The 23,801-nt window shown below is 56.3% G+C and carries 17 protein-coding genes and 1 pseudogene; 6 read left to right on the top strand and 12 right to left on the bottom strand.

Going from position 1 to position 23,801, the window contains the following annotated elements:
- Nucleotides 1-17: 17 nt before the first annotated feature.
- The 6 genes and pseudogenes from ACJAXR_RS03655 to ACJAXR_RS03630 form a co-directional block, all read right to left on the bottom strand.
- Nucleotides 18-398, bottom strand: a complete 381-nt coding sequence (locus tag ACJAXR_RS03655) for a rhodanese-like domain-containing protein (protein ID WP_415056866.1) — start codon at nucleotides 396-398, stop codon at nucleotides 18-20.
- Nucleotides 395-2,176, bottom strand: a pseudogene (locus tag ACJAXR_RS03650) (SulP family inorganic anion transporter). The gene ACJAXR_RS03655 and the pseudogene ACJAXR_RS03650 overlap by 4 nt, the downstream one beginning before the upstream one ends.
- A 105-nt stretch (nucleotides 2,177-2,281) precedes the next feature.
- Nucleotides 2,282-3,145: an MBL fold metallo-hydrolase gene (locus ACJAXR_RS03645; RefSeq protein ID WP_415056865.1), complete on the bottom strand. Its 864-nt coding sequence runs from the start codon at nucleotides 3,143-3,145 to the stop codon at nucleotides 2,282-2,284.
- Nucleotides 3,146-3,327: 182 nt separating this feature from the next.
- Nucleotides 3,328-4,734 (bottom strand): efflux transporter outer membrane subunit, encoded by a 1,407-nt coding sequence (locus tag ACJAXR_RS03640; protein ID WP_415056864.1) that lies wholly within the window; start codon nucleotides 4,732-4,734, stop codon nucleotides 3,328-3,330.
- Nucleotides 4,731-7,880: an efflux RND transporter permease subunit gene (locus tag ACJAXR_RS03635; protein ID WP_415056863.1), complete on the bottom strand. Its 3,150-nt coding sequence runs from the start codon at nucleotides 7,878-7,880 to the stop codon at nucleotides 4,731-4,733. The genes ACJAXR_RS03640 and ACJAXR_RS03635 overlap by 4 nt, the downstream gene beginning before the upstream one ends.
- 5 nt (nucleotides 7,881-7,885) lie before the next feature.
- Nucleotides 7,886-9,034: an efflux RND transporter periplasmic adaptor subunit gene (locus ACJAXR_RS03630; RefSeq protein ID WP_415056862.1), complete on the bottom strand. Its 1,149-nt coding sequence runs from the start codon at nucleotides 9,032-9,034 to the stop codon at nucleotides 7,886-7,888.
- 188 nt (nucleotides 9,035-9,222) lie between these two features.
- On the opposite strand from ACJAXR_RS03630, the gene ACJAXR_RS03625 reads away from it, so the two are divergent.
- From ACJAXR_RS03625 to ACJAXR_RS03615, 3 genes are all read left to right on the top strand, one after another.
- A complete protein-coding gene (locus tag ACJAXR_RS03625; protein ID WP_415056861.1) occupies nucleotides 9,223-9,858 on the top strand; it encodes a TetR family transcriptional regulator in 636 nt (211 codons plus the stop codon).
- 141 nt (nucleotides 9,859-9,999) lie between these two features.
- Nucleotides 10,000-11,166, top strand: coding sequence for an efflux RND transporter periplasmic adaptor subunit (locus tag ACJAXR_RS03620; protein ID WP_415056860.1), 1,167 nt, complete (start codon nucleotides 10,000-10,002; stop codon nucleotides 11,164-11,166).
- Nucleotides 11,163-14,240 (top strand): efflux RND transporter permease subunit, encoded by a 3,078-nt coding sequence (locus ACJAXR_RS03615; protein ID WP_415056859.1) that lies wholly within the window; start codon nucleotides 11,163-11,165, stop codon nucleotides 14,238-14,240. Before ACJAXR_RS03620 ends, ACJAXR_RS03615 begins: the two co-directional genes overlap by 4 nt.
- 73 nt (nucleotides 14,241-14,313) lie before the next feature.
- Here the strand turns inward: ACJAXR_RS03615 and ACJAXR_RS03610 are convergent, their stop codons facing one another.
- From ACJAXR_RS03610 to ACJAXR_RS03585, 6 genes are all read right to left on the bottom strand, one after another.
- On the bottom strand, nucleotides 14,314-16,404 hold the full coding sequence (locus tag ACJAXR_RS03610; RefSeq protein WP_415056858.1) for an LTA synthase family protein: 2,091 nt from the start codon (nucleotides 16,402-16,404) through the stop codon (nucleotides 14,314-14,316).
- 60 nt (nucleotides 16,405-16,464) lie between these two features.
- Nucleotides 16,465-16,857, bottom strand: coding sequence for a diacylglycerol kinase (locus ACJAXR_RS03605; RefSeq protein WP_415056857.1), 393 nt, complete (start codon nucleotides 16,855-16,857; stop codon nucleotides 16,465-16,467).
- Complete coding sequence (locus ACJAXR_RS03600) at nucleotides 16,847-17,569, bottom strand: lipopolysaccharide kinase InaA family protein (protein ID WP_415056856.1); 723 nt, start codon at nucleotides 17,567-17,569, stop codon at nucleotides 16,847-16,849. Before ACJAXR_RS03600 ends, ACJAXR_RS03605 begins: the two co-directional genes overlap by 11 nt.
- Complete coding sequence (locus ACJAXR_RS03595; protein WP_415056855.1) at nucleotides 17,566-18,258, bottom strand: class I SAM-dependent methyltransferase; 693 nt, start codon at nucleotides 18,256-18,258, stop codon at nucleotides 17,566-17,568. Before ACJAXR_RS03595 ends, ACJAXR_RS03600 begins: the two co-directional genes overlap by 4 nt.
- Nucleotides 18,259-18,350: 92 nt before the next feature.
- Nucleotides 18,351-19,616, bottom strand: a complete 1,266-nt coding sequence (locus tag ACJAXR_RS03590; RefSeq protein WP_415056854.1) for a sensor histidine kinase — start codon at nucleotides 19,614-19,616, stop codon at nucleotides 18,351-18,353.
- Nucleotides 19,606-20,289, bottom strand: coding sequence for a response regulator transcription factor (locus tag ACJAXR_RS03585; RefSeq protein ID WP_415056853.1), 684 nt, complete (start codon nucleotides 20,287-20,289; stop codon nucleotides 19,606-19,608). Before ACJAXR_RS03585 ends, ACJAXR_RS03590 begins: the two co-directional genes overlap by 11 nt.
- 115 nt (nucleotides 20,290-20,404) lie before the next feature.
- Between ACJAXR_RS03585 and ACJAXR_RS03580 the strand changes: the two genes are divergently transcribed.
- From ACJAXR_RS03580 to ACJAXR_RS03570, 3 genes are read left to right on the top strand one after another with little or no spacing between them, the layout of a single operon-like run.
- Nucleotides 20,405-22,363 carry an LTA synthase family protein gene (locus ACJAXR_RS03580; RefSeq protein WP_415056852.1) on the top strand — a complete coding sequence of 653 codons (1,959 nt, stop codon included), beginning with the start codon at nucleotides 20,405-20,407 and terminating at the stop codon, nucleotides 22,361-22,363.
- Entirely contained in the window at nucleotides 22,360-23,106 is a 747-nt protein-coding gene (locus ACJAXR_RS03575) for a phosphatase PAP2 family protein (RefSeq protein ID WP_415056851.1), read from the top strand. Before ACJAXR_RS03580 ends, ACJAXR_RS03575 begins: the two co-directional genes overlap by 4 nt.
- Entirely contained in the window at nucleotides 23,093-23,788 is a 696-nt protein-coding gene (locus ACJAXR_RS03570) for a dual specificity protein phosphatase family protein (protein ID WP_415056850.1), read from the top strand. The genes ACJAXR_RS03575 and ACJAXR_RS03570 overlap by 14 nt, the downstream gene beginning before the upstream one ends.
- The last annotated feature ends 13 nt before the right edge of the window (nucleotides 23,789-23,801 follow it).

Below are 23,801 nucleotides of genomic sequence, written 5' to 3'. Positions count from 1 at the left end.
GGTAATGCCGCGCAGCTTTAATCGAAGGACGGCACGCTGGGGGAAGCCACCGGTTTGCCAGCATCATTCCAGCCATCGAAACCCCCATTGATGGACTGTACATTCAGATAGCCCATCTGCTGCAAGGAGCTGGCTGCCAGGCAAGAGCGTCCTCCGCTCTTGCAGTAGAGCACGAGCTTGAGGTCGCGGGCTGCCAGCTCCGGCGCGCTACTGAGTTTGAACTCCAACAGACCCCGCGGGATACTCATTGCGCCGGGAATATGTCCGGCGGCAAATTCATCGCTTTCACGCACGTCAATCAGCACGTCCGCATCGCGGATGGCAACATCGGCCTCCTCTACAGAGACCTCATGAATCTGGGTTCTGGCTTCGGTAACCAGGTCGTGGGCGCTTTTCATAAGTTTTTACCCTCGGATTTGATAAGTGGATAAAGAGTATGCGGTTCTTGTTTCAGTGTTTCCAGAGCGATGTTGGGATCAAGCACTCTCAGCGCCTGAAACTGGCTGATAAATACCTGCCCGCCAAATTGCTGCAGGAAGTTTGATCGTTTGAGTTGATCCATGACAGGCCCTTTGATCTCCGACAGATGCAGTTGCACACCTGCTGCTGTCAGTCGTTCGACGATAGTTTCCAACGAGTCCAGCGCGCTGGCATCGATGAGGTTCACGCCGGGGCACATCAATACCAGATGACGCACCTGTGGACGGGCAGCAATCAATTCGACAATGCGCTCTTCCAAAAAACGCGCGTTAGGGAAGTACAGGCTTTCGTCCACCCGCAACGACAGAACGCTGGGAGATTCAATGACGGCGAAGCGCTCGACATTACGAAAGTGCTCGCTGCCGGGCACCTGACCGACTACGGCTATATGTGGCTGACTGGTGCGTCTTAGAAAAAGCATCAGGGACAAGCCAACGCCGAGCAAGATACCGGCCTCAACACCGATCATCAGTACGCCCAGCAATGTTGCTGCCTGGGCTGCCCCATCCTGGCGGGAATAACGCCAGGTGCGCTTCAGTGATCCAAGATCAACCAGGCGCAATACGGCGATAATAATGGTCGCTGCCAGTACAGCGTGTGGCAGGTTGTGCAGCAGCGGAGTCAATAGCATGACGCTGATAGCGATCCCGACAGCGGTGAAAATACCTGCCATGGGTGTTTGAGCGCCTGCGTCATAATTCACCACGGAGCGAGCAAAACCGCCGGTCACTGGAAATCCTCCGCTAAAAGCGGCACTGAGATTCGCTGCGCCCAGTCCGAGCAATTCGCTGTCAGGCTTGATTCGCTGACGGCGCTTGGCCGCCAGCGTCTGTCCTACCGAGACAGACTCGACAAAGCCGACCAGGCTAATTAACAATGCTGCAGGCAGTCATTCGAGCGCCAGTTTCAGGCTCAGAGTAGGGTGTATCATGGCTGGCAGGCCCTGCGGGATAGCGCCTACCACCTTGACACCGGTGTCTGCCAGCTGCAGAAACGATACCGCCACAATGGCTCCGATAATCGCCAATACGGGTCCGGCCTTGGCCAGGTTGCTCGCCATCTTTTCGCTAGCGTCAAGTCTTTGCAAGAGGGGGCCCAGTCGACCACGTGCCCACCACAGCCATGCCAGGCTGAGCAAACCTGTCAGTAGCGTTTGTACATGTATATTCGGTAGCGCCTGCCATAGGGAAACCGAAATCTGTTGCAGATTTCCACCAGAGGCTGACACCCCCAGTATGTGCTTGAGTTGTCCGACGGCAATCAAAATGCCCGAAGCACTGATAAAGCCTGAAATGACCGGATGACTGAGAAAGTTGGCCAGAAAGCCCAGCCGAAAGAGCGCCATGACGCTGAGGATCAGACCCGAAAGCAAAGCCAGCAGCATCGCCGCGCCGATTTATTCACTGCTCCCGGCGGGAAACAGCGGACCCAATATCGCAGCAGTCATCAGCGATACCACCGCGACAGGTCCGACGGCCAGTGCTCGGTTGGAGCCGAACAAGGCATAAGCCAGTAGCGGCAGGATGCTGGCATACAAACCGGTCACCGGTGGCAGTCCCGCAAGCATGGCATACGCCAAACTTTGTGGGATCAACATCAAGGTTACAATCAAAGCCGCCAACCCATCCTGCGCAGCGGTGTTCTGATTATAGTGTCGACCCCATTCGATCCAGGGTAGCCAGCGACTCAGCTTCATGTGCTATGACGCTCTTCATCAGGATGGGGGTCGACGAGGTAGCGAAATCCCGCGGCACCCGTGATGACGTAACCCTGGCGCTTGATGGCGTTCATGGTGGCTGACTCACAGTACATCGAGGGGGATCTTCAGATAACGCGTACCGTTTTCTTCGGCTGGCGGCAACTGACCTGCACGCATGTTTATCTGCACCGACGGCAATATCAGAGTTGGCATGCCCAGGGTCGCATCACGGCCACTGCGCATGGCAACAAATTCGGACTCTACAATACCCTCATGAACATGCACGTTGTGCGCTCGCTCTTCGGCTACCGTTGTCTGATAACGGAAGTCTTCGCGGCCTGGCGCCTTGTAGTCATGGCACATGAACAGTTGGGTAGCATCGGGCAGTGCAAACAACTTGCGAATAGACTGGAACAACATGCGGGCATCACCGCCGGGGAAGTCGCACCGGGCAGTACCGTAGTCAGGCATGAACAAGGTATCGCCAACAAAACCCGCATCGCCTACCAGGTAAGTCATGCAGGCGGGAGTATGCCCAGGGGTATGCACGGCGCGTGCTTCGATGTTTCCTATCTGGAAGGTATCACCATCCTTAAACAGATGATCGAACTGGCGACCATCCGTCGCAAATGCGGTACCTGCGTTAAACAGTTTGCCGAAGGTCTTCTGGACGATAGTGATGTTTTCACCGATGGCAAGCTGGCCACCCAGTTCGCGCTTGAGATACAGGGCAGCGGAAAGGTGATCGGCATGTACGCGGGTTTCCAGCAGCCAGTCCACCTTTAATCCCTGCTCACGTACATAAGTGATCAGGCGATCGGCACTCGTGAAAGAGGTACGGCCAGCCGCAGGATCGTAATCAAGCACCGAGTCGATGATAGCGCACCGTTTGGTTGCAAGGTCTGTGACGACATAGCTGTAAGTGAAGGTGGCTGAGTCGAAAAAGGGTTCTACATGAGGTTGCATGATCACGCTCCGTTACCAAACCGGCTAAAACAATTAAGATTAACCATAACTGTCTTTAGGTTATATGCTTAGACTAAAAAAGAATAAATCGGAGTGGCGAGTGCGTACTGGTCCCCAATTAGATCTTCTCAGGTTCAAGGGAGAGTGCTTATTAGTCGATACGGCTGCTTGCCGGCCAGGATCTATTCGGCCTGGTTACTCCAGCCTCCGCCTAGGGCCCGAAATAGATCGACTTCGCTGGTCGTCTGGTTCAATCGGTCGGTGATCAGCTGCTGGCGGGCGCTGAATAGCTGGCGCTGAGCGTCGAGCAGGGTCAGGTAGCTATCTACACCGCTACGATAGCGGCGCTCGGCAATCTGGAAGTAATCTTCACTAGCATCAAGCAAGCTCTGTTGCGCCGCGACTTGGTCCACATAGGTTTGCCGTGCAGCGAGGCCGTCGGCGACTTCGCTGAAGCCAATCTGGATGGCCCTGTCGTACTCGGCTATGCGCACATCGCGAATGAGTTCGGCGTAATCAAGATTCGCCTGCAGACGGCCAGCGCTGAAAATGGGCAGGCTGATACTGGGTGAGAAATTCCAGTACTCCGAGCCGCTGTCGAACAGTCCGGACAACTGACCGCTGGCGCTACCGGCATTGGCAGTCAGGCTGATGCTGGGAAAAAATGCAGCACGTGCGGCGCCGATGTTGGCGCTTGCTCCGCGCAACTGATATTCGGCTTGAAGGATGTCGGGACGTTGAAGCAGTACGTCCGAAGACAGGCCGATTGGCAGGGCCGACAAAACCGAGGTGCCCTGTTGTGGCTGTTTGGCAGGGGATACCGGCACATGTTGACCCAGCAGCAAGTCGAGGGCGTTACGGTCTTCACCGACCCTGCGTGTGTAAGCCGCCAGACTGCTGCGCGCAGTCTCGACGGCGGTGCGGGCCTGAGTGAGCTCAAGGGACGAAGCAATGCCGACGTCGAAGCTGCGCTGGGTGAGTCGCAAGCTGTCTTCAAACGTGTCTAGCGTGTCCCGCGTCGCTTGCAGCAGCGCCGAATCCGCTTGCCAGAGGAGATAGGTATTGGCAACGCTGGCAATCAAACTGATCTTGACGCTTTGCTGCGCGGCCTCGGTAGCCAGGTATTCTTCCAGCGCCTGCTGTTGCAGGCTGCCCACGCGGCCAAATAAATCCAGCTCCCAGGCAACGCCCAGTGTGGCGCTGTACTGACTGGTGATGCCGTTTTGGGTTGTACCGTTGAAATCATAGGGTGTGCGCGTTCGACTACCCCCTGCCTCCGCGCTAACGCTGGGTAATCGCTCAGCGCGTTGAACACGATAGAGCGCGCGCGTAGCTTGCGCATTAAGGGCAGCCACCCGCAAGTCGCGGTTGTTCTCAAGCGCCACCGCAATCAAGTCGCGTAGCTGCGGCTCGTGAAAGAAACTGTGCCAGCTAGGCGTTGGAATCATTGCATTGTCGATCGCCGCATCGTCGGCTTCACTCTGCAACCAGCTGCTGGCTACCGGCGAGACTGGCCGCTCATAGTCCGGCATCAGTGAACAACCTGTCAGTACAAGCATCAGAAGGCTAACGCTCAACGCGTGCTTCATGGGTTGACCTCATGGGCGGTTGGCTCATGACCATCGCTCTCGGTTTTTTTGCTGCTGAACAGGGACGAAATTATTACGAAGAACAGCGGCACCCAGAAGATTGCCAGTACCGTAGCGGTGATCATGCCGCCAATCACACCCGTACCGATTGCATGTGAACTACCCGCGCCGGCACCGCTGGCCAGTGCCAGTGGCAGCACGCCGAGAGTAAAGGCCAGCGAGGTCATTATGATCGGCCGCAGGCGCATACGGCAGGCTTCCACCGCGGCATCGAACAGGCTCATGCCCTGCTCGCGCAGATCCTTGGCAAACTCGACGATGAGAATGGCGTTCTTGGCCGTCAAGCCCACGGTGGTCAGCAATCCGACCTGGAAAAACACATCGTTGGTCAGTCCGCGGCCCAGTGTGGCTATCAAAGCACCAATCACGCCGAGCGGCACCACCAACATCACTACCATTGGGATCGACCAACTCTCGTATAGTGCAGCCAGGCACAGGAATACAACGAGCAACGACAGGGCATAGAGCATTGGCGCCTGATCTCCAGAAATACGTTCCTCGTAGGATAGGCCGGTCCAGGCGACGCCTATGCCTTGGGGCAATTTCTTAGCAAGCTCCTCAACAGCTACCATCGCCTCGCCCGTACTGAAGCCTGGTGCCGCTTCGCCCATGATTTCCATTGCCGCGACGCCGTTATAGCGTGAGAGTTTCGGTGATCCGTAAATCCATTTGCCGCTGGCAATCGCGGTGAAAGGCACCATTTCGCCGCGATTGTTACGTAAGTACCATTTACTCAGATCTGTGGGATTCATCCGTGCGCTGGCTTCTCCCTGCAGGTACACGCGTTTGACTCGACCACGGTCAATAAAGTCGTTGACGTAACTGGAGCCCCAGGCGATTGATTGAGTGCTGTTCACTTCGCTCAGTGAAACGCCAAGTACACGCGCCTTCTCGTCGTCGATAGTCAGCTGATATTGCGGCTCATCCTCCAGACCATTAGGACGCACGGCCATCAGGGCCGGGTGCTGTGAAGCCATTCCGAGCAGCTGGTTGCGTGCCTGCATCAAGGTATCGTGACCGACGCCGGCATTGTCCTGTAGAAACAGATTGAAGCCGGTGGCGTTGCCCAGTTCCATGACGGCTGGCGGCGCGAATGCAAATACCATTGCATCGCGATAGGTGCTGAATCGCTTTTGCGCTCGCTCAGCCAGTGCAAATACGCTCTGCCCCGGTTCCGTGCGCTCACCCCAGGGTTTCAGACCAATAAAGGCTATGCCCGAGTTTTGTCCCCGTCCGGCAAAGCTGAAGCCGGTGACAGTAAATACTGAATTAACCACATCGCCTTCTTCTTCCATCAGGTATTTGCGCATGGTATCGATGGATTCCTGGGTGCGCTCGGCGGTGGAGCCTGCCGGCGTCTGAACCTGGGCATACATGACGCTCTGATCCTCGTCCGGTAGGAACGCGGAGGGTATGCGGGTGAAAAGTACGGCCATAACAGCAACAATGACGACGTAGATCAGCAGGTAAGGCGCCTTGCGCTTGAGCATACTGGCCACCCCGCGCTCATAACGATTAACGCTGCGATCGAAAGTGCGGTTGAACCAGCCGAAAAAGCCCCGTTTTTCCGCATGCCCGCCCTTGGGTATGGGTTTGAGCAGCGTGGCGCACAGTGCGGGAGTGAATGTCAGTGCGACCAGCACCGACAGTGTCATCGCCGATGCAATAGTGATCGCGAACTGCCGATAAATGACACCGGTAGAGCCACCAAAGAAGGCCATGGGTATGAATACTGCGGAAAGCACCAGGCCAATGCCGACCAGCGCGCCCTGAATCTGGTCCATGGATTTTCGCGTCGCTTCAAGGGGTGACAGGCCGTCCTCAGCCATGACCCGCTCAACGTTTTCAACCACGACAATGGCATCATCTACCAGTAGACCGATGGCTAGCACCATCGCGAACATCGTTAAAATATTGATGGTAAAACCAAATACCGAGAGCACACCAAAGGTGCCCAGAAGCACAACAGGCACCGCCAGCGTAGGGATCAAGGTGGCACGAAAGTTTTGCAGAAACAGATACATCACCAGAAATACCAGTACCACTGCCTCGATCAGGGTGTGCACTACACCATTAATCGACGCCGAGACCACCGGGGCCGTTTCATAGGGGTACTCGACCCTCATGCCGGGAGGAAAGAATGCTTCCAGTTCGGCAATCGTAGCTTTGATTGCTTCGGAAGTTTCCAGTGCATTGGCCCCGGTGGCCAGTTTTATGGCGAGACCGGATGCGGGTAGACCGTTGAACTCAGCAGAAATGTTCGCGCTTTGCGCTCCCAGCTCAACACGAGCGACGTCTTTTAAGCGTACCTGAGAGCCGTCCGGGTTGGCTTTAAGCAAAATCTCGCGGAACTCCTCGGGGCTTTGCATCCGGGTCTTGCCAATAATAGTCGCGTTCAACTGTTGGCCGGGTACCGCGGGCAGGCCGCCGAACTGACCCGCTGATACCTGCACGTTCTGCGCTTGAATGGCGCTGCGAACGTCAGTCGGTGTGAGCTTGAAATTATTCAGTTTCGCCGGGTCAAGCCAGATGCGCATGGCATAGGGCGCGCCGAATACTTGAAAGTCACCTACACCGTCGGTCCGGGAGATCGGGTCTTGCAGATTGGAGATAATGTAATCGGCCAGGTCATCGCGATTCATGCTGCCGTCGGTTGATACTACACCGATCACCATCAGGAAGTTTCTGACCGATTTGGTCACGCGAATGCCCTGTTGCTGGACTTCCTGGGGCAGCAGTGGCGTGGCAAGCTGCAACTTGTTCTGCACCTGGACCTGGGCAATATCGGGGTCTACGCCCTGGTCGAAAGTGACAGTAATGGACATGCTGCCGTCGGAGTTGCTGTCCGAACGGATATAGCGCAGACCATCGATACCGTTAAGTTGTTGTTCGATAACCTGAACGACGGTGTCCTGCACTGTCTGGGCTGAAGCGCCGGGGTAGCTGACGGAGATGCCCACCGCCGGCGGTGCGATGCTCGGATATTGGTTAACCGGCAAAGTGAGGATCGCCAGGCCACCGGCGAGCATGATCACCAAGGCAATGACCCATGCGAAAATCGGACGGTCGATAAAAAAGCGAGGCATATGAATTATCCTTCCTGGTCAGCAGCGGACGCAGGCGCGGACACATTCTTTGCAGGCACAGTTTTGACTGCTGCACCGGGCTTCACGAATTGCAAACCTTCGGTGATCAGCTGGTCACCGTCATTCAGCCCGTCGCTGATCAGCCAGCGATTACCCACGGCGCGTTCAGTACTCACTTCGCGCAGCTCGACGATGTTGTCTGCGTTGACTACCAGTGCTGTGGCCTGGCCGCGTGGAGTACGGGTAATGCCCTGTTGTGGTGCCAGAATGGCCTCGGAGCGGGTGCCAGCGATCAGTTGCGCGTGTACAAACATGCCGGGCAGCAGCATGGTATCCGGATTGGGGAACACCGCTCGCAGCGTGACCGAGCCCGTGCCTGCGTCGACCGATACTTCGGAAAATTCCAACGTGCCTGGATGCGCGTAGACGCTGCCATCCTCCAGTTGCAGTGTGACCCGAGCGGCGTTGCCGCTGACTTTTTGTAAACGGCCTTCGGCCAGATCGCGGCGCAGGGCCAGCAGGTCACGGGCGGGCTGGGTTACATCTACATAAATGGGATCGAGTTGTTGAATGGTAGCCATCGCAGCTTCCTGGCCGTCTGTCACCAGCGCACCCTCGCTGACTGCCGAGCGGCCAATCCGGCCGTCAATCGGCGCTCTGACTTGGGTATAGCGCAGATCAATTTCGGCGCGCTCCAGGGCTGCTTGGGTTTGCAGGCTGGCGGCGCGGGCTTCGTCGTAGGCTTGGCGGCTAACAGCCTGGTCCTCAATCAATTGCGCGTAACGATCACTTAGTGATGTGCTGGATAAATGAGCCGCTTTCGCGCTGTTAAGTGCAGATCGATAGACCGACGCGTCGATCTGATACAGCTGCTCACCCGCTTTGACCTCGCTGCCTTCGGTGAATAGCCGTTTGGTAATAATACCGTCCACCTGGGGGCGTACTTCAGCGATGCGCAACGGCGCAGTCCTTCCAGGTAGATCAGTAGTGAGCTCGAATGGTTCGGATACCAAAGTGACGATACCTACTTCGACCACCTGTGGAGCTTGTTGCTGCTCTGACGAGGGGGCCTCTTGAGTGTTGCAAGCGCTTAGCAGTACAACAACTACCAGCAGGGGAAGAAGCGCGGTTCGCTTAGATATCGGGGTGGGCATGGCAGGATCCTTGGAGCACGTATTGCATATATCGGTTGGCCAATGAGAAACCCATGGCTATATTGCAGCATAATATACGTACATTCATGAATGTTTGTAAGTGTGGATAACATTAGTTAACATTCGCAGCCTGCACACCTGCCAGGTCCGGCGGTATGGTTCTCAATACTAATTGGGTGATATGACGGATGGTCAGACGGACGAAGGAAGAGGCGCAGGAGACCCGACATCAGATTCTCTGCGCCGCTGAGCTATGTTTTTACCGCAAGGGTATTTCGCGCACATCATTGGCTGAGATTGCTACTGCCGCCGGGGTTACCCGTGGTGCCATCTATTGGCATTTTCAGGATAAATCAGAACTGGTGGGCTCCCTGCTCAAACACATCAGCCTGCCTTTGGAGCCGCTTGGTGAGGCGAGTAGAAATCCCAGTGAGCCCGACCCGCTGGGTCGTATGCGTGACTTGCTGATAAAGATATTCCAGCGCGCGGCAACGGACACGCAAGTACGCAGGGTCAGCGAGATTCTTTTTCACAAGTGTGAGTACACCGAAGATCTTGGTAATTTGCGCCAGTGGATGCAGGCATTCCGTCGTGAATATGAACATAACATCGAACTGAGTCTGCGCAATGCGATCGCCAAGGGTCAATTGCCCGACGATCTTAATCTGACTGTCGCCAGCCGCTGTGTGCACGCTTTCATCACCGGGATACTCGACCAATGTCTGCTCGTCCCCGATGGGATGGATCTGAACGCACATGCCGAAATGCTGGTCGATGGCATTCTGGATATGTTGCGCCTGAGTCCCGCCCTGCGCCGTGCTTGAAAGCGATCCGCGCGGCCTTTAAGGCGCGGGAAAGGCCATGTGAGCAGAGAGTGCTGTTGGCAGATATACTGCCTGTCGCGATTGCGTTGTAACCGTCCCTGTGCATGATTTTATTTGAACTCCCTTGAAGGATTTTCTGTGATGGCTTCCCTCAGAAACACATTTTCACGTGGAATATCGCCTGTAGTACTGGCTATTCTGATGGCAGTCATTCTGATTCTTTGGTTATTGCTGGGTGAGACCCGAAGCGCTCGGGACGAGGCCCCAGCAGCCGCTATGCCAGTGGAGCAGACACTTGAAGAAGTCGAGACTCGCTGGTCTCAAGCTGAGCCCATGAGCCGGGAACAGGTGTTGCAGGGACAGCTGTTGCCTTGGCAGCAGGTTCAGATAATGGCTCAGGTATCCGGGCGTGTGGAGACATTATTCAAGCAGCAGGGCGACAGGGTATCTGCTGGCGAGCCACTGCTGAAGCTATCCGATGAGGGCCGAAGCCAATTGTTGGCGCAGGCCAGGGCCATGTATCGGTTGCGTCAGAAAGAAGTGGAAAGCGCGAGGAAGCTGAAAGTCTCTAATTACGTCACCGAGACAGAAGTAATACGTCTGGAAGGCGAATTGGCCCGCGCTCAGGCTGATCTCAGTGCCGCCCAGTTGGCGGTGGAATATAATCAGCCGGTAGCGCCTTTTGATGGCATCGTCGACCGGCACCATGTCGAGGTTGGCGAGCTGGTTCAGTCCGGCGATGCGATGATGTCTCTGGTTAATGTGCAGCGATTGAAGGCCAACGCTCAGGTTCCACAGCAGGATGTGGGTCGAGTGGCCCAGGGTCAGCCGGTCAAACTGCAGCTGCTCGACGGCCGCGAACTGGACGGTCAAGTACGGTTTGTCAGTCTGGCTGCCGACCCGCAAACACGAAGCTTTTATGTTGAAATAGAAGTGGCTAATCCGGATCTATGGCGCGTAGCGGGGGGCAGCGCCACTCTGCGTATCCAGTTGGCATCGGTCATGGCGCACCGGTTTTCCCCTGCACTGCTGCGGCTTGGGCCGGATGGAAAACTGGGCGTTCGTGCGGTAGGCGAGGACGGCAAGGTTATCAATTACCCGGTTCGGGTTGTATCCATCGCCGAAGACGGTGCGACAGTGGAGGGTCTGCCGGAGCGTGTACAAATTATTACTCAGGGCGCCGGTTTCGTGAATCCGGGTCAACAGGTGGAGACGGAGCTGGTGCAAAGCCCGGGAAATATCTCAGATGCTGCGCAATCGGATACCCCTCCGTTGCAGCCTTCGCCAGGAATTGGAGCGGCGGAATGAGCTCGGTCATCCACGCCGCGATAGGTCGCAGTCGCGCCGTCATTACCTTGTTAGTTTTTCTTTTTATCGGCGGGTTATTTGCCTATAACGCTATCCCTAAGGAAGCCAATCCCGACGTCGCCATTCCGATGATGTACGTCTCCATGACGTTGGACGGCATCAGTCCCGAGGATGCCGAGCGCCTCTTGGTGCGACCCATGGAGCACGAACTGCGATCACTGGAAGGCATTCAGAAGATGACGTCGGTGTCGAGTGAGGGGCATGCGTCAGTGATGCTAGAGTTCGACGCCGGTTTTGATGCAGACAAAGCACTGACCGATGTACGGGAAAAGGTCGACGCGGGCCGTAGCAAGCTTCCCAGTGAAGCCGATGAGCCAACAGTAAACGAGATCAATGTCGCTCTGTTTCCGGTGATGTCGATCGGCCTGGCCGGACCGGTGTCGCAAAGCGAACTGGTCTTTTTTGCACGTGAGTTGCAGGAAAGTATCGAAGCCATTCCGGAAGTGCTTGAGGTGGAAATAGGCGGAGACCGGGAAGATCTGCTGGAAATCGTTGTTGATCCCCAGGCCCTGGAAACCTATGGACTGGATTACATGGAGTTGTTCAACCTGGTATCCAACAACAACCGCCTGGTGGCGGCGGGCAGTCTGGATACCGGTGAAGGGCGGATGTCGATCAAAGTGCCCGGGGTCATCGAAAACCTGGATGACGTGTTGAATATGCCAGTGAAAGTGGACGGCGACACCGTCGTCACCTTTGCCGACGTCGCAACTATTAGCCGGGGCTTCAAGGATCCACTCGGTTTTGCGCGAATCAACGGTCAGCCGGCCATGGTGCTGGAAGTCAAAAAACGCGCTGGAGCCAACATCATTTCTACCACCGAGCAGACCCGTGCATTGATCGAGCAAGCGAGCGAGTTTTTCCCTGAAGGTCTGGAAGTGCACTACATCATGGATGAGTCCACGCAGGTGGAGACCATGCTCTCGGACCTGTTGAATAACGTGCTGACTGCTGTGGTGCTGGTGCTGATTCTGATCGTTGCCACGATGGGGGTGCGTTCGGCTCTGCTCGTGGGTATCACCATTCCAGGTGCCTTTCTGGCTGCCATTATGGTGCTCTACCTGATCGGCTTCACGATGAACATCATTGTGTTGTTTGCCCTGATTCTGGTGGCCGGGATGCTGGTGGACGGTGCCATCGTGGTCAGCGAACTGGCTGATCGTAACCTCGCCGAAGGACAGCAACCTGCGCAGGCCTGGGGTAACGCGGCAGAACGCATGGCCTGGCCCATTATTGCCTCTACCGCCACGACCATAGTGGTGTTCGGCCCTCTGCTGTTCTGGCCTGGTGTGGTGGGGCAATTCATGCGCTATTTGCCGGCGACAGTGATCATCGCGTTGCTCGCCTCGCTGGTCATGGCGCTCATATTCCTGCCGGTACTAGGCTCACTAAAACGGCACGCGCCTGCTTCAGCGCAGGTAACGGTCAGCCGGACAGGCAAGGCCTACGGAAACCTTCTGGCTAAGCTGCTGCACCGGCCCGGTATGACCTTCATTGGCATGTTGCTGGCGATCATCGTTATCTTTATGACTTACGCCGGGTTCAATCATGGCGTGGAATTTTTCCCGGAAGTGGAGCCCGAGTCGGCACAGGTATTGGTAAGAGCTCGCGGAGATCTGTCCATCCACGAACGTGATGCGTTGCTGCAGCGTGTAGAGCAGCGGCTGCTGGGTTTGTCCGAAGTCAAAGCGCTCTACGCGCGCTCTCTGGTAAGTGCCAGTAGTGAACTGCCGCCAGATGTAGTGGGCACGTTGCAATTTCAGTTTACTGACTGGGATGAGCGGCGCCGGGCGAATGCCATTCTGGATGATATGCGCGCCCTGACTGAAGGCATCCCCGGGATTATTCTGGAATTTCGCAAGCAAGAAGGGGGTCCAGCAGCAGGCAAACCGATCGAGTTGCAGGTGACCGGGTCGAATCAGGACGACATTGATACGGCGGTAGAGCAGCTGATTGCCGAGATGAATAGTCAGGGTGGCTTTGTCGATATCGAAGATGATCGCAGTCTGCCGGGTATTGAATGGCGGGTGAAAGTGGATCGGGCCGCTGCTGCCCGTTTCGGTGCTGACGTCCTGACCGTGGGTAATGCGGTACAGATGGTTACCAACGGTTTGCTACTGGCCAAATACCGGCCAGAGTACGCCAGAGATGAGGTGGATATCCGTGTACGTTTCCCGGAGAACTGGCGCTCTGTTGAGGAGCTGACCCGATTGACGGTGGAGACGCCCAGGGGTCAGGTGCCGATCAGTAACTTTGTGACAGTGGAGTCCGCGCCCAAGACCAGCGTCATCAATCGTATCGATGGCAACCGGGCGGTCACTATCAAGTCCGATCTGGCTGGCGGGGCTCAGGTGGGTGAGCGCCTCAGCTCTCTGCTCAACAGTGGTCTGGATCTGCCGGTGGGTGTGCGGATCAATACCGCGGGCGAGGGCGCCGATCAACAAGAGGCCGCCAGCTTCCTCGGAATGGCTTTTGTGGTTGCGATCTTTCTTATGCTTTTGATCCTGCTGGTGCAGTTCAATAGCTGGTATCAGGCCATGCTGATCATGTCCGCTATCGTCTTTTCTACCGCTGGAGTATTACTGGGATTGTTGATCAACAGCCAGCCTTTCGGCATCGTCATGGTGGGCATGGGCATCATCGGACTCTCTGGCATAGTGGTGAACAACAACATCGTATTGATCGATACCTACAACCAGATCAGGGCCGATGGCGCCTCCGCCCTTGATGCCGCCCATCAAACAGGTTGTCTGAGGTTGCGCCCGGTATTGCTGACGTCCATCACCACCGTATTAGGCCTGATGCCCATGGTGCTGGCTGTGAACGTCAATTTGCTGGAGCCCAGCCTTGGCTTTGGCGCGCCCTCTACCCAATGGTGGACGCAACTTTCCAGCGCTATCGCCGGCGGTTTGACCATCGCCACAATCCTGACGCTGTTCATCACGCCCTGTATGCTGGTGCTGGGCGATAATACGCGGGCCTGGTTTGCAGCTCGACGGTTGGCGAGACGCTGATTCGGTAGCGCAGCGGAAGGCGAGAACCGCCCAGCCCGGGTCTGAAGGACCTGAGCTGAGCGGTTCTCGCTTGTCAATCGGTGCCCAGCACACTTCGATTTTGCGAGGCTTCAACACCCACCCGATCATTCAGCAAGGCTTGGGTTGCCGTCTGCACGTAGGCTTCGAGTTGCTGCTGCCAGTCCTGCAATTGTGGCGCATCAGGCTGAAGTGTGGCCCTGGGATTGCTTCCCAGCTGATAGCTGTAGAGTTTGGGTTCTTCACCCCGTGGCTGAATCAGCACCTGGTCTCCGCGGATCATACCGACGGTCTGGCCGCCGCCCGAAGGCTTGATTACACCTACGCCCTGATCATCCGATGACAGACTGAGCAGGTCACGGCCCCAGCACTGGTGCCGCACATTGCCGCCGAGCCGGCCCATAATGGTAGGCACTATATCCACCTGGGTGCCAACGATGCTGTTGCGTTCACCAAAGCGTTCGGTGATACCCGGTGCGATCAACAATAGCGGGACATGGAAACGCAGCAAATCCAGTTCGGTTAGTTGCTGAGGTGTACCAAAGCCATGGTCGCCGACGATCACAAACAGGGTTTGATCGTAGTAGGGCTCGTTCTTGATCTGTTCAAAAAAGCGGCCTAGTGCCCAGTCCGAATAGCGCATCGCGCTCAGATGCTCATTGGCGTAACTGCCTTGATCGTTCACGGTTGCTACCGGCAGGGTGTCGGGGAGAGCGTAGGGCGTGTGGTTAGACAGTGTCTGCAGCAATGCATAGAAAGGGCGCTTATTATCAAGCTGGCGCAGTTCGGTGACCGCGCGATCAAACATGTCCTGATCAGACACCCCCCAGGTCGGGTCCGACACCACGGGGTTTACATAATCATTACGGCCAATAAAGCGGGTCATGCCCTGATTGCCAAAGAAGCCTTGCTGGTTGTCCCACGCAAAGTCACCGTTATAGACGTACAGATCATCGAATCCGCGTGCGCTGAGGAGTTGTGGCAGGCCGGAAAACTGATTGCCACCCTCAGGCTCCTGCATCAGGTATTCGAAGGCCGGCAGATTGGGGAAGCAGGCCATGGTGGCGAACATGCCTTGATGGGTATGCGTGCCGTTGGAGAAATAGCGGTCAAACAGCAGGCCCTGCGTGCTCAGCTTGTCGAACTCGGGGGTGATCTGCAGCGGCGAGCCCAGTGCTCCGGTGTAATACCCGGCAAAGCTTTCCATCAGGATCACCACTACGTTGCGGATCGGCAACGTAGCGTCTGCTGGAGGGAGATAGTCTCGACGGATTGGCGCCAACTCGGGCTCAACCAACTGATCGTGTGCGCCCAATAACATCTGCCGAGTAATGCCCGTTGCCTGCGCTGTCGGCATCAGCTCGACCCAAGCATTATCGCGGTGGTTGGAGTACTGCGCCTTGGCGGCAGCGTAGAGTGTCAACGCTGGGGTTAGTCCCAGCTGATTGGCGAACATCGAGTCGGTGGTGAACGCATCACCCCAACGTAGAGGCGGGCCCTGTCGTAGGGTGCCGCGCGCCAGTACGGTGGAGCTGAGCAGTAATAGCATCAATACGCCCAGCCGTGCGGCTAATGCGCCTCGCTGGGTAAGCTGTAGGGTGTTGGCGGTTGCAGCCACGCGGGTGTGATAATCGAGCCAGCGGAACAGGCTGAACATCAATAGCGATACAGTTGCCAGTACCAATAGCAGTCGTACCACAGGAAAGCCGTACCAGAGCATGCGCAGCACGGTTGCGGGGTCTTCCTGCAGGTATTGAAACACCAGTGCGTTCAGGCGCTGATGAAATTCACGATAAAAGTTCAATTCAATAACACCGAGCAAGCTGAGTAGCAGTGTGGCCAGAACCAGCCAGACGCACTGAAGACTGCGCAGCTGCATCAATCGGACGCTTAAAAACGTTAAAATCAGCGGCGCTCCGGCAATCATGACTACGCGCATATCAAAACGCAGACCATTGTAGAGAGCTTCGCTCAAGTCACGCCAGGAAGCCTCCGTGGCGAGCTCCCAGTTATAGGCCAACAGGCCCGCCCTAAGAAACGTCAGCAATAGGGTGATTGCGAACAGCGAACCGACAACAAACAGCAGCTGGCCACGCAAGCCAACGATCGACCGAGACAGCTCAGTCGCACTATGGGAAGCACGCATGAATATACAGATTTCCATTCAGTTGGGGGGCATCCAAGGGCTAAAGTTAGCCCCGTCTGGCTAGATCAATATCACTAGCCAGACGGTCAGAATCATCAGCAGCGAGATCATCTGCGCAGCGCTACCCATGTCCTTGGCCTGCTTGGACAGGGGGTGCAGTGCGAGTGAAATACGATCAACCACGGCTTCTATGGCGGAGTTGAGTAGTTCGACGATCAGCGCGACGAAGATCACCAGCAACAGGATCGCACGCTCCAGCGCACTGACATCCAATACGCAGGCCAATGGTATCAGTACCGCGCTAAGCGCCAGCAACTGACGGAAAGCCGCCTCACCGGCGAACGCTGCGCGCAGGCCCGCCAGCGAGTAACCTGTCGCCTTGAACACGCGACCAAAGCCGCCGTGACTTTTAAGCGCTAATGCGTCTTGCGCGGGTATGGGATCAGGTCGCATCCGTGTTTACCTCATCGACCAGATATGGGTTGTGATAGCACTCGAGCAGGTAGTGCCAGTCAGCCTCCGGCATGGCACCGCTGTGTCTTTGGAGCTGCGACAGGTCATGCCCCATTGCCTTGCGGCGCAGGAGTCTGAGTCGGCTTTTTTCCAAGTCCAGCAGTGCGACCTCTGGTTTTTTGGAGGTTACGTTGATGTAGATGTGCTTGCTGTACAGGCAGCCGTGTTGTCGACGCCCGCTGTGCAGTCTGTTCAGGATCAGTGCCAGACGTCGCAGCACGGCGTTGCGACTGTTGGCTGTCAGCTTGGGCACGTATTCGGCGTACCACTCATCGAGGCAGACGAAGCCGCTCAACTCCTCGGTAATCAGCAGTGCCTGCCACTGACCTTGATGTTTGCGCGCTGCGCAAAAAATCCGCTTGGGCACGGTGACGCCCAGTTGTTCACAGGCTATCAACGCCTGCTCTTCACGCAGTGCGGTTGGCAAGCCACAGGGATGGCGAAGTGTACGGAACACATGGCCGATCTGGCGCTTGCTGTAGAGCGATGGTTGACCCGGTTGCAAGGGTGGCAGCCGCTTTACGCCGCTTTCGCCGCCGCGTCGCTGGTTTTGCTCTTCCACCCATTCACCTTCCGTGCGCCACCAGCGCTCAAAGCTCGATTGCTTGAAGCTGGACAGCTTCCCGCCTGCTTGCCCGACCGCGGTATTCATGTGCGTACCTTGCGCAGCACATAGACGCGCCACATGGCGTAGCCGGGCAGGAAGTCATGGTGGTTGAGAACAGTGAAGCCGGCTCCACGAAACTCGCTTTCGATGGTGTCGCGGCTGACCAGGAAGCGGTTCTGGTTCTCCGATGGCTTGCCTCGGGCTGCACGGCGTGCCTCAAGACGCTTGCGTTTCCAGGCTTTGTAGTTGCCGTCGACCCAGAGCGAAATAATGACCGTATCGCGAGTCACTCGGCACAGTTCGCGCAGCATGGCTAGGCGATGCTCATGTTCGGCAACGTGATGGATCAGGCGCATACAGAAAATGCTGTCGACGGCGTTATCGCCCAGATCGATGTCAAATGCTGAGGTCTGGAATGTCTTGACCCGCTCTACTATGTCTGCGGGCTGACCAGCCATTGCTGTGGTGAGCATGTCGGCGGAGTTATCCGCAGCGAGAATGACGCGATTCGGCGCTTCTGCCAGCAAGGGCCAGAAGCGGCCAGCGCCGCAGGGCAGGTCGAGCACCAGATTGGGGTTGCCTGCGTCCTCCAATGCATTGCGTGCCAGCTGCATGTCGCGCCAGTTAGACAGCCGGCGTGCCATGCCCGCCTGATGTTTCTGCAGATACTGGTGAGAGTGCTGTTGATCGTACTTGTCGGAAAATTCAAGTGTGACCGGCTTATCTTTGGACATTGTGAGGCTCTCGGGATCAGGTATCGAGGCCAGACTAATCAACCGCCGGTCAAGCTCTTGTCAAAAGAGTGTAAAAATTGTGTGAAAACGCTTTAAGACAGAATCACCTCAAAGCAGCTACCCCCAGCAGGTAGGGAATGCATGCGTACTTGCCAACGTTGGTACGTGCAGATACGTTTTACCAATGAGAGCCCCAGCCCCAGGCCCTCACCGCGTGCTTGTGAACCGCGCACGAAGGGCTTGAACATGCTGTCCTGCTGGGCACTGGGTATCCCCTGGCCGGTATCCTCCACGCGAAAGCCATTAGCGGTCAGCACCAGGAGTACTTCGCCGGTTGTTGTGTAGTGGAGGGCATTGCGCATAAGGTTTGACATTACCGTGCTGAGAAATCCACCGTGCCACAGATCATGGTTCGCTTTTTCGACAATGATGTGGAATGCCAGCCCCTGTTCAGCAAAGCGCGGCCCCCAGCGTTCTGACTCCTCGCGCGCAACCTGCTCAAGTGAAGCGCTGCCGCTCAGCGGGTTGGGTTGCGTATTGGCGCGGGCCAGCAGCAGAAAGGTTTCCACCAAATCACTTATTTCGGTTGTGGCGCGGTTTATGCGTTCGACCTGAAGACGCTCGCGCTCACCCAGTGCACCCTCTGCCAGCAGCTCGACTGAGGAGGCGATTACCATCAGGGGGGTACGCAACTCGTGACTGACATCACTGGTGAAAAAGCGTTCGCGCTCCAGCGAGTTGCGCAGTTGCCCCAGTGTCTCATCAAAGGCTGCGGCCACATGCCCCACCTCATCGGGCGGATAGTCCGGAGCAAGATTGGGCGCGATGGTCAGCAGCTGATCGCGATGGCGAACCTGTTGAGCCAGACGGGACAGTGGAGCGATGATGGTGTTAGCCATCGATATGCCAAATATCCACGCAGCCAATACGCTGAGTACAAATCCAGCAAAGACTACGGCGAAGAGCCCATTCTCCCGCGCTTCGAACTCGGCCTGCTCCTGTACCAGCACAAAGCGCTGCTCAGCTGTTTCCCTCACGAATACGTAATGCGCCTCCGTCTCACTTGCTACAACCTCAGTAAAACCCTCATCCAGGCCGATAAAACTCTTGGGGATTTCATACCCTGGCAGGTGTGATGCAAATAAGCGGGTCTTGATATTCAGCCGGGGTGGCAGCCCTCGCGCCAGATCATTATCCAGAATGCTATCCAGTTCTTCGCTCATTTCCTGTGAGATCAGATGCTCTTCGAGAAAGTGCACAATCGCCACAATGCCGAGGGAAAAGCCGCCGCTGACTAGTAGCGTCATCAGGGTAAATGCAATGCCGATTCGGCGAACGAGAGGCTGTTTAGTCTTCATTGTGTCGCTCGGCAAGACAGTAGCCCAGCCCGTGCACGTTATGCATCAGCGGCTGGGTGAAGGGTTTATCGATCACCTGACGTAACTGGTGAACATGGCTGCGCAGGCTGTCGCTGTCCGGTAGCTCTTCGCCCCACAGGGCTTCTTCCAGAACCGCGCGGCGTACCACCGCAGGACTTTTACGCATCAATAGCTCCAGTAGCTTGAGTCCCACTGGGTTGACCTTGAGATACTTGCCTTGGCGTTTGACCTGCAGGGTGTCGAGGTCGTAGCTGAGGTCAGCTACCTGCAGCTTGTGTCTTGAGCCACCCTGGCTGCGGCGCAGAATAGCCTCGATGCGTGCGACCAGTTCGGACAGGGCAAAGGGTTTGACCAGGTAATCATCGGCGCCGCTGCTCAGACCCTTGAGTCGGTCCTCCAGCTGGTCGCGCGCGGTCAACATGATAATAGGTGTATCGCGCTGGGCGTCTTCGCGCAGGCGTTGGCACAACTGGTAGCCATCCATACCCGGAAGCATGATATCCATAACGATCAGATCGTAATGCTCGCTGACGGCCAGGTGCAGGCCGGAGATCCCGTCTTGCGCGCAATCAACGGTATAGCCCTTGATCTGCAGATAATCCAGCACGTTTGCGAGAATATCGCGGTTATCTTCAATCACAAGAATACGCATCCAGCTTCCTCAACTATCGGGATGGGATAATTAACACTTTTTTCACAGCGTATTGACGAACTGCTGACAGCAGTATGGCCACACTTGCTGCAGTCTCATCAATGTGGATTCTATAATGCACTCTTTAAAGTTTGCGCAAACGCGTTTTCTCGCCGTGATCTCTTTCGTCTGGCTGGCATTTTTCATCCTGACTCGCAGCCTGTTGTTATCTACTCATTTAAATGAAGCGCAGCTTGGTCTTGGCAGTAGCCTGGCCCTCTTCGGCGAAGGTCTGGTCTATGATCTGGTTTTTCTGCTATATGCCTTGGCGCCCTTGGGGCTTTACCTGCTGCTGTGCCCTGAACGCGTTTGGCAAAGCCGCTGGAATCAACGACTGCTGCAGATGGTGCTGATTCTTAGCATTTTCATCATGCTATTTACGGCGGTAGCAGAATGGTTGTTCTGGGATGAGTTCAGCGTGCGCTTCAATTTCATTGCAGTGGACTATCTGGTTTACTCCGATGAAGTGCTCAACAATATTCTCGAATCCTACCCGATCTACCCGCTGCTTGCCGCTCTGGCGCTGATTGCTGTTTTTATCACGCTGGCGCTGCGCGGCACTATGCGCAGCGTTGCATCGGCTCCCGTGCTGTCGTGGCGCCAACGCAGTATGGTTTTTGGAAGTTGGGCCTTGTTGATCGGGCTGGGCGTCAGCGTCGTGGGTCAGGATTTCCCGCGCGACGCCGGTGGAAATGTCTATCAGCACGAACTTTCGGCGAATGGGCCGTATCAGTTTTTTGCCGCTTTCCGTAACAACCAATTGGATTATGAGCAGTTTTACCCGCTGCTGCCCTTGAATCAGGTCGCTGAGCGTATGCGTGACGAAGTACGCGAGCCTAATGCCACTTTCATTGACAGCGATCCCCTGAGCATCCGTCGTCAGATCGACAACCCCGGACAACCCAAGCGGATGAATGTGATATTGGTCACTATCGAAAGTCTGAGTGCCAAATACCTGGGCAGCGAAGGTGATACCCGGGGGCTCAGCCCCGAGCTTGACGCGCTGCGTCAGCAGAGTTTGTACTTCAGCAATCTGTACGCCACCGGGACCCGCACCACCCGTGGGCTGGAAGCCATTACCCTGTCGATACCACCGACTCCAGGCCGCTCCATTGTCAAGCGCGTAGGCCGCGAAAGCGGTTTCGCCAGTCTGGGTCAGCAGTTTACCGCGCAAGGTTACGATAGCGTTTTCATGTACGGCGGGCGTGGCTACTTCGACAATATGAACGCCTTTTTTGAGGGTAATGGTTACCGCATCGTCGATCAGGGCAGTGTGCCTGATGAAGAGGTTTCCTTCACTAACGCCTGGGGTATGAGCGACGAAGATCTTTACCGGCAGGCGCTGAAAGTGGCTGATGCTGATTTCGCCAGGGATAGAGCCTTCTTTCTGCAGTTGATGACGACGTCCAATCATCGTCCTTACAGCTATCCGGAAGGACGCATCGATATAGCCTCCGGTAGCGGCCGCGAAGGTGCGGTGAAATACACCGATTACGCTATTGGTGAGTTCCTCCGTGCAGCAAAACAAAAGCCCTGGTTTGATAATACGATGTTCGTTTTCGTGGCCGACCATACGGCGGGCAGCGCGGGCAAGGAAGACCTGCCGGTCAGCAGCTATAAGATCCCGTTGTTCATCTACGCGCCGGGTCTGATCGGCCAGGCTGAGGTGAGTATGCTGGCCAGCCAGATTGATTTGGCGCCCACGCTGCTGGGCTTGCTGAATACGGATTACACCTCAACCTTCTTTGGCCGCAATGTGTTGCGCGACGACGCTGCACCAGGCCGTGCATTAATTGGTAACTATCAGCATCTGGGCCTGTTCGATGGCGCGAGCCTGGCGATTCTCAGTCCGCGTCAACTGATGCGCCGGCACGACGATGCACTGGGAAAAAGTGTTGAAAGCCTCGCCGAGCAGAGTGATCCACTAATCGCGCGCAGCATTGCCTACTATGAGGGCGCGAGCTACGACTTCGGTCACAATTTGCTCGGCTGGCACGCCCCAGCCCAAGCCAAAGTTCAGGTCAGTCAGAGATGAGGTCGCTTATTACTGTCTCTAGGCCTTTTAACTTTCGTCTTTGGTTGGCGTTGCCGCTAGGTCTGATGATGCTCTTGCTGCTGATTGATCCGAGCCCACTGGATATGGCTATTTCTAATCTGTTCTATGAGCCGGGCGTAGGCTTCATCGGCCGCCATAGTTTCTTTCTGGAAGACATACTGCATGACCGCGCGAAGCAGGCCGTGATTGGCATCGGGGTACTGGCGATTATTGGCTTTTTGCTCAGCCTGCTGCCGACATGGCTGCGTCAATATCGTCGATCGCTGGGGTATCTGGTGTTGGCTATGACGCTGTGTATCAGCCTGGTGACGCCGCTCAAGGCGCTGACCAATGTGCAGTGTCCCTGGAGCTTGCAGCAGTATGGCGGCGATCAGGTGCATACCCCGCTGCTAAGCGAACGGCCGCCAAGCGACAAGGCCGGTCGTTGCTGGCCGGGCGGGCATGCATCTTCTGGTTTTTCGCTGTTGGCGCTGTTTTTCATGCTGCGCGACCGACGTCCACGAGCAGCCCGGACTGCACTGGTCGTAGCGCTCACACTGGGAACAGTGTTTTCTATTGGGCGCACCATGCAGGGAGCGCATTTTCTGTCCCATAACATTTGGACATTATTATTTGATTGGTGCATCAGTTTGATCTGCTACCGGCTGATACTGTACCGACAGGCTTCAGGCGCGGCCGACCCAGCAAACCTCTATGGAGACGTTCACAATGAACCGACTTAAGCGCCTGTTGCGTCCGGCAGGCTGGCTCGCGCTGTCACTGTCCATAATGTTGGTCACAGTGTTTCTGTGGCGGCCCGATGTGTTGCGTAGTGACCACGTAGACATCCCGTCGCCCAGACTCAGCGCCGAGCAAGCGCGACCGGAAGCCTGGGCGACGCTGCTGGACGCGAGCTTCCGTTTTTATACGTTGAGTCCGACGCTCTATCGCAGTGCTGTACCGCAGGCGAACAACCTTGCGCTACTGCACAAGCGCGGCATCCATACCGTAATCAACTTGCATCAGGAAAGCGACGAGCCATGGCTGGCCGGCGATGATATGCGCAGTATTCACATCCCCTTGCGCGGCGACCGGGTCACCGACACTCAGGTAATAGCCGTTTTGGGCGCCATCCGGGCAGGCGAGCAAGACGGCGGCGTATTGTTGCACTGTAAGCATGGCCAAAACCGGACCGGGCTTATCAGTGCCATGTACCGCATAGTCTACGACGGCTGGAGTCGTGAAGAAGCGATGGCGGAAATGTTGGAGGGTGGCTTTGGTTCCGCCGAGCGTATGGAAGACGCCGTCGGTTATATGAATAGGGTGGATGTGGGCGCGGTAAAGCAGGCGATTGCCGAAGGCGAATGCAGTACTAATCCGCTCGCCTGGTGTCAGCTCAGCGCCTGGTTCTCGGATAAGGGGTAGCGACCAAGTGAGT

Source organism: Halopseudomonas sp. (assembly GCF_047631575.1).
Classification (GTDB): domain Bacteria; phylum Pseudomonadota; class Gammaproteobacteria; order Pseudomonadales; family Pseudomonadaceae; genus Halopseudomonas.
Note: the sequence above shows the minus strand (reverse complement) of the source record. Positions and strands in the feature narration are given on the sequence as shown.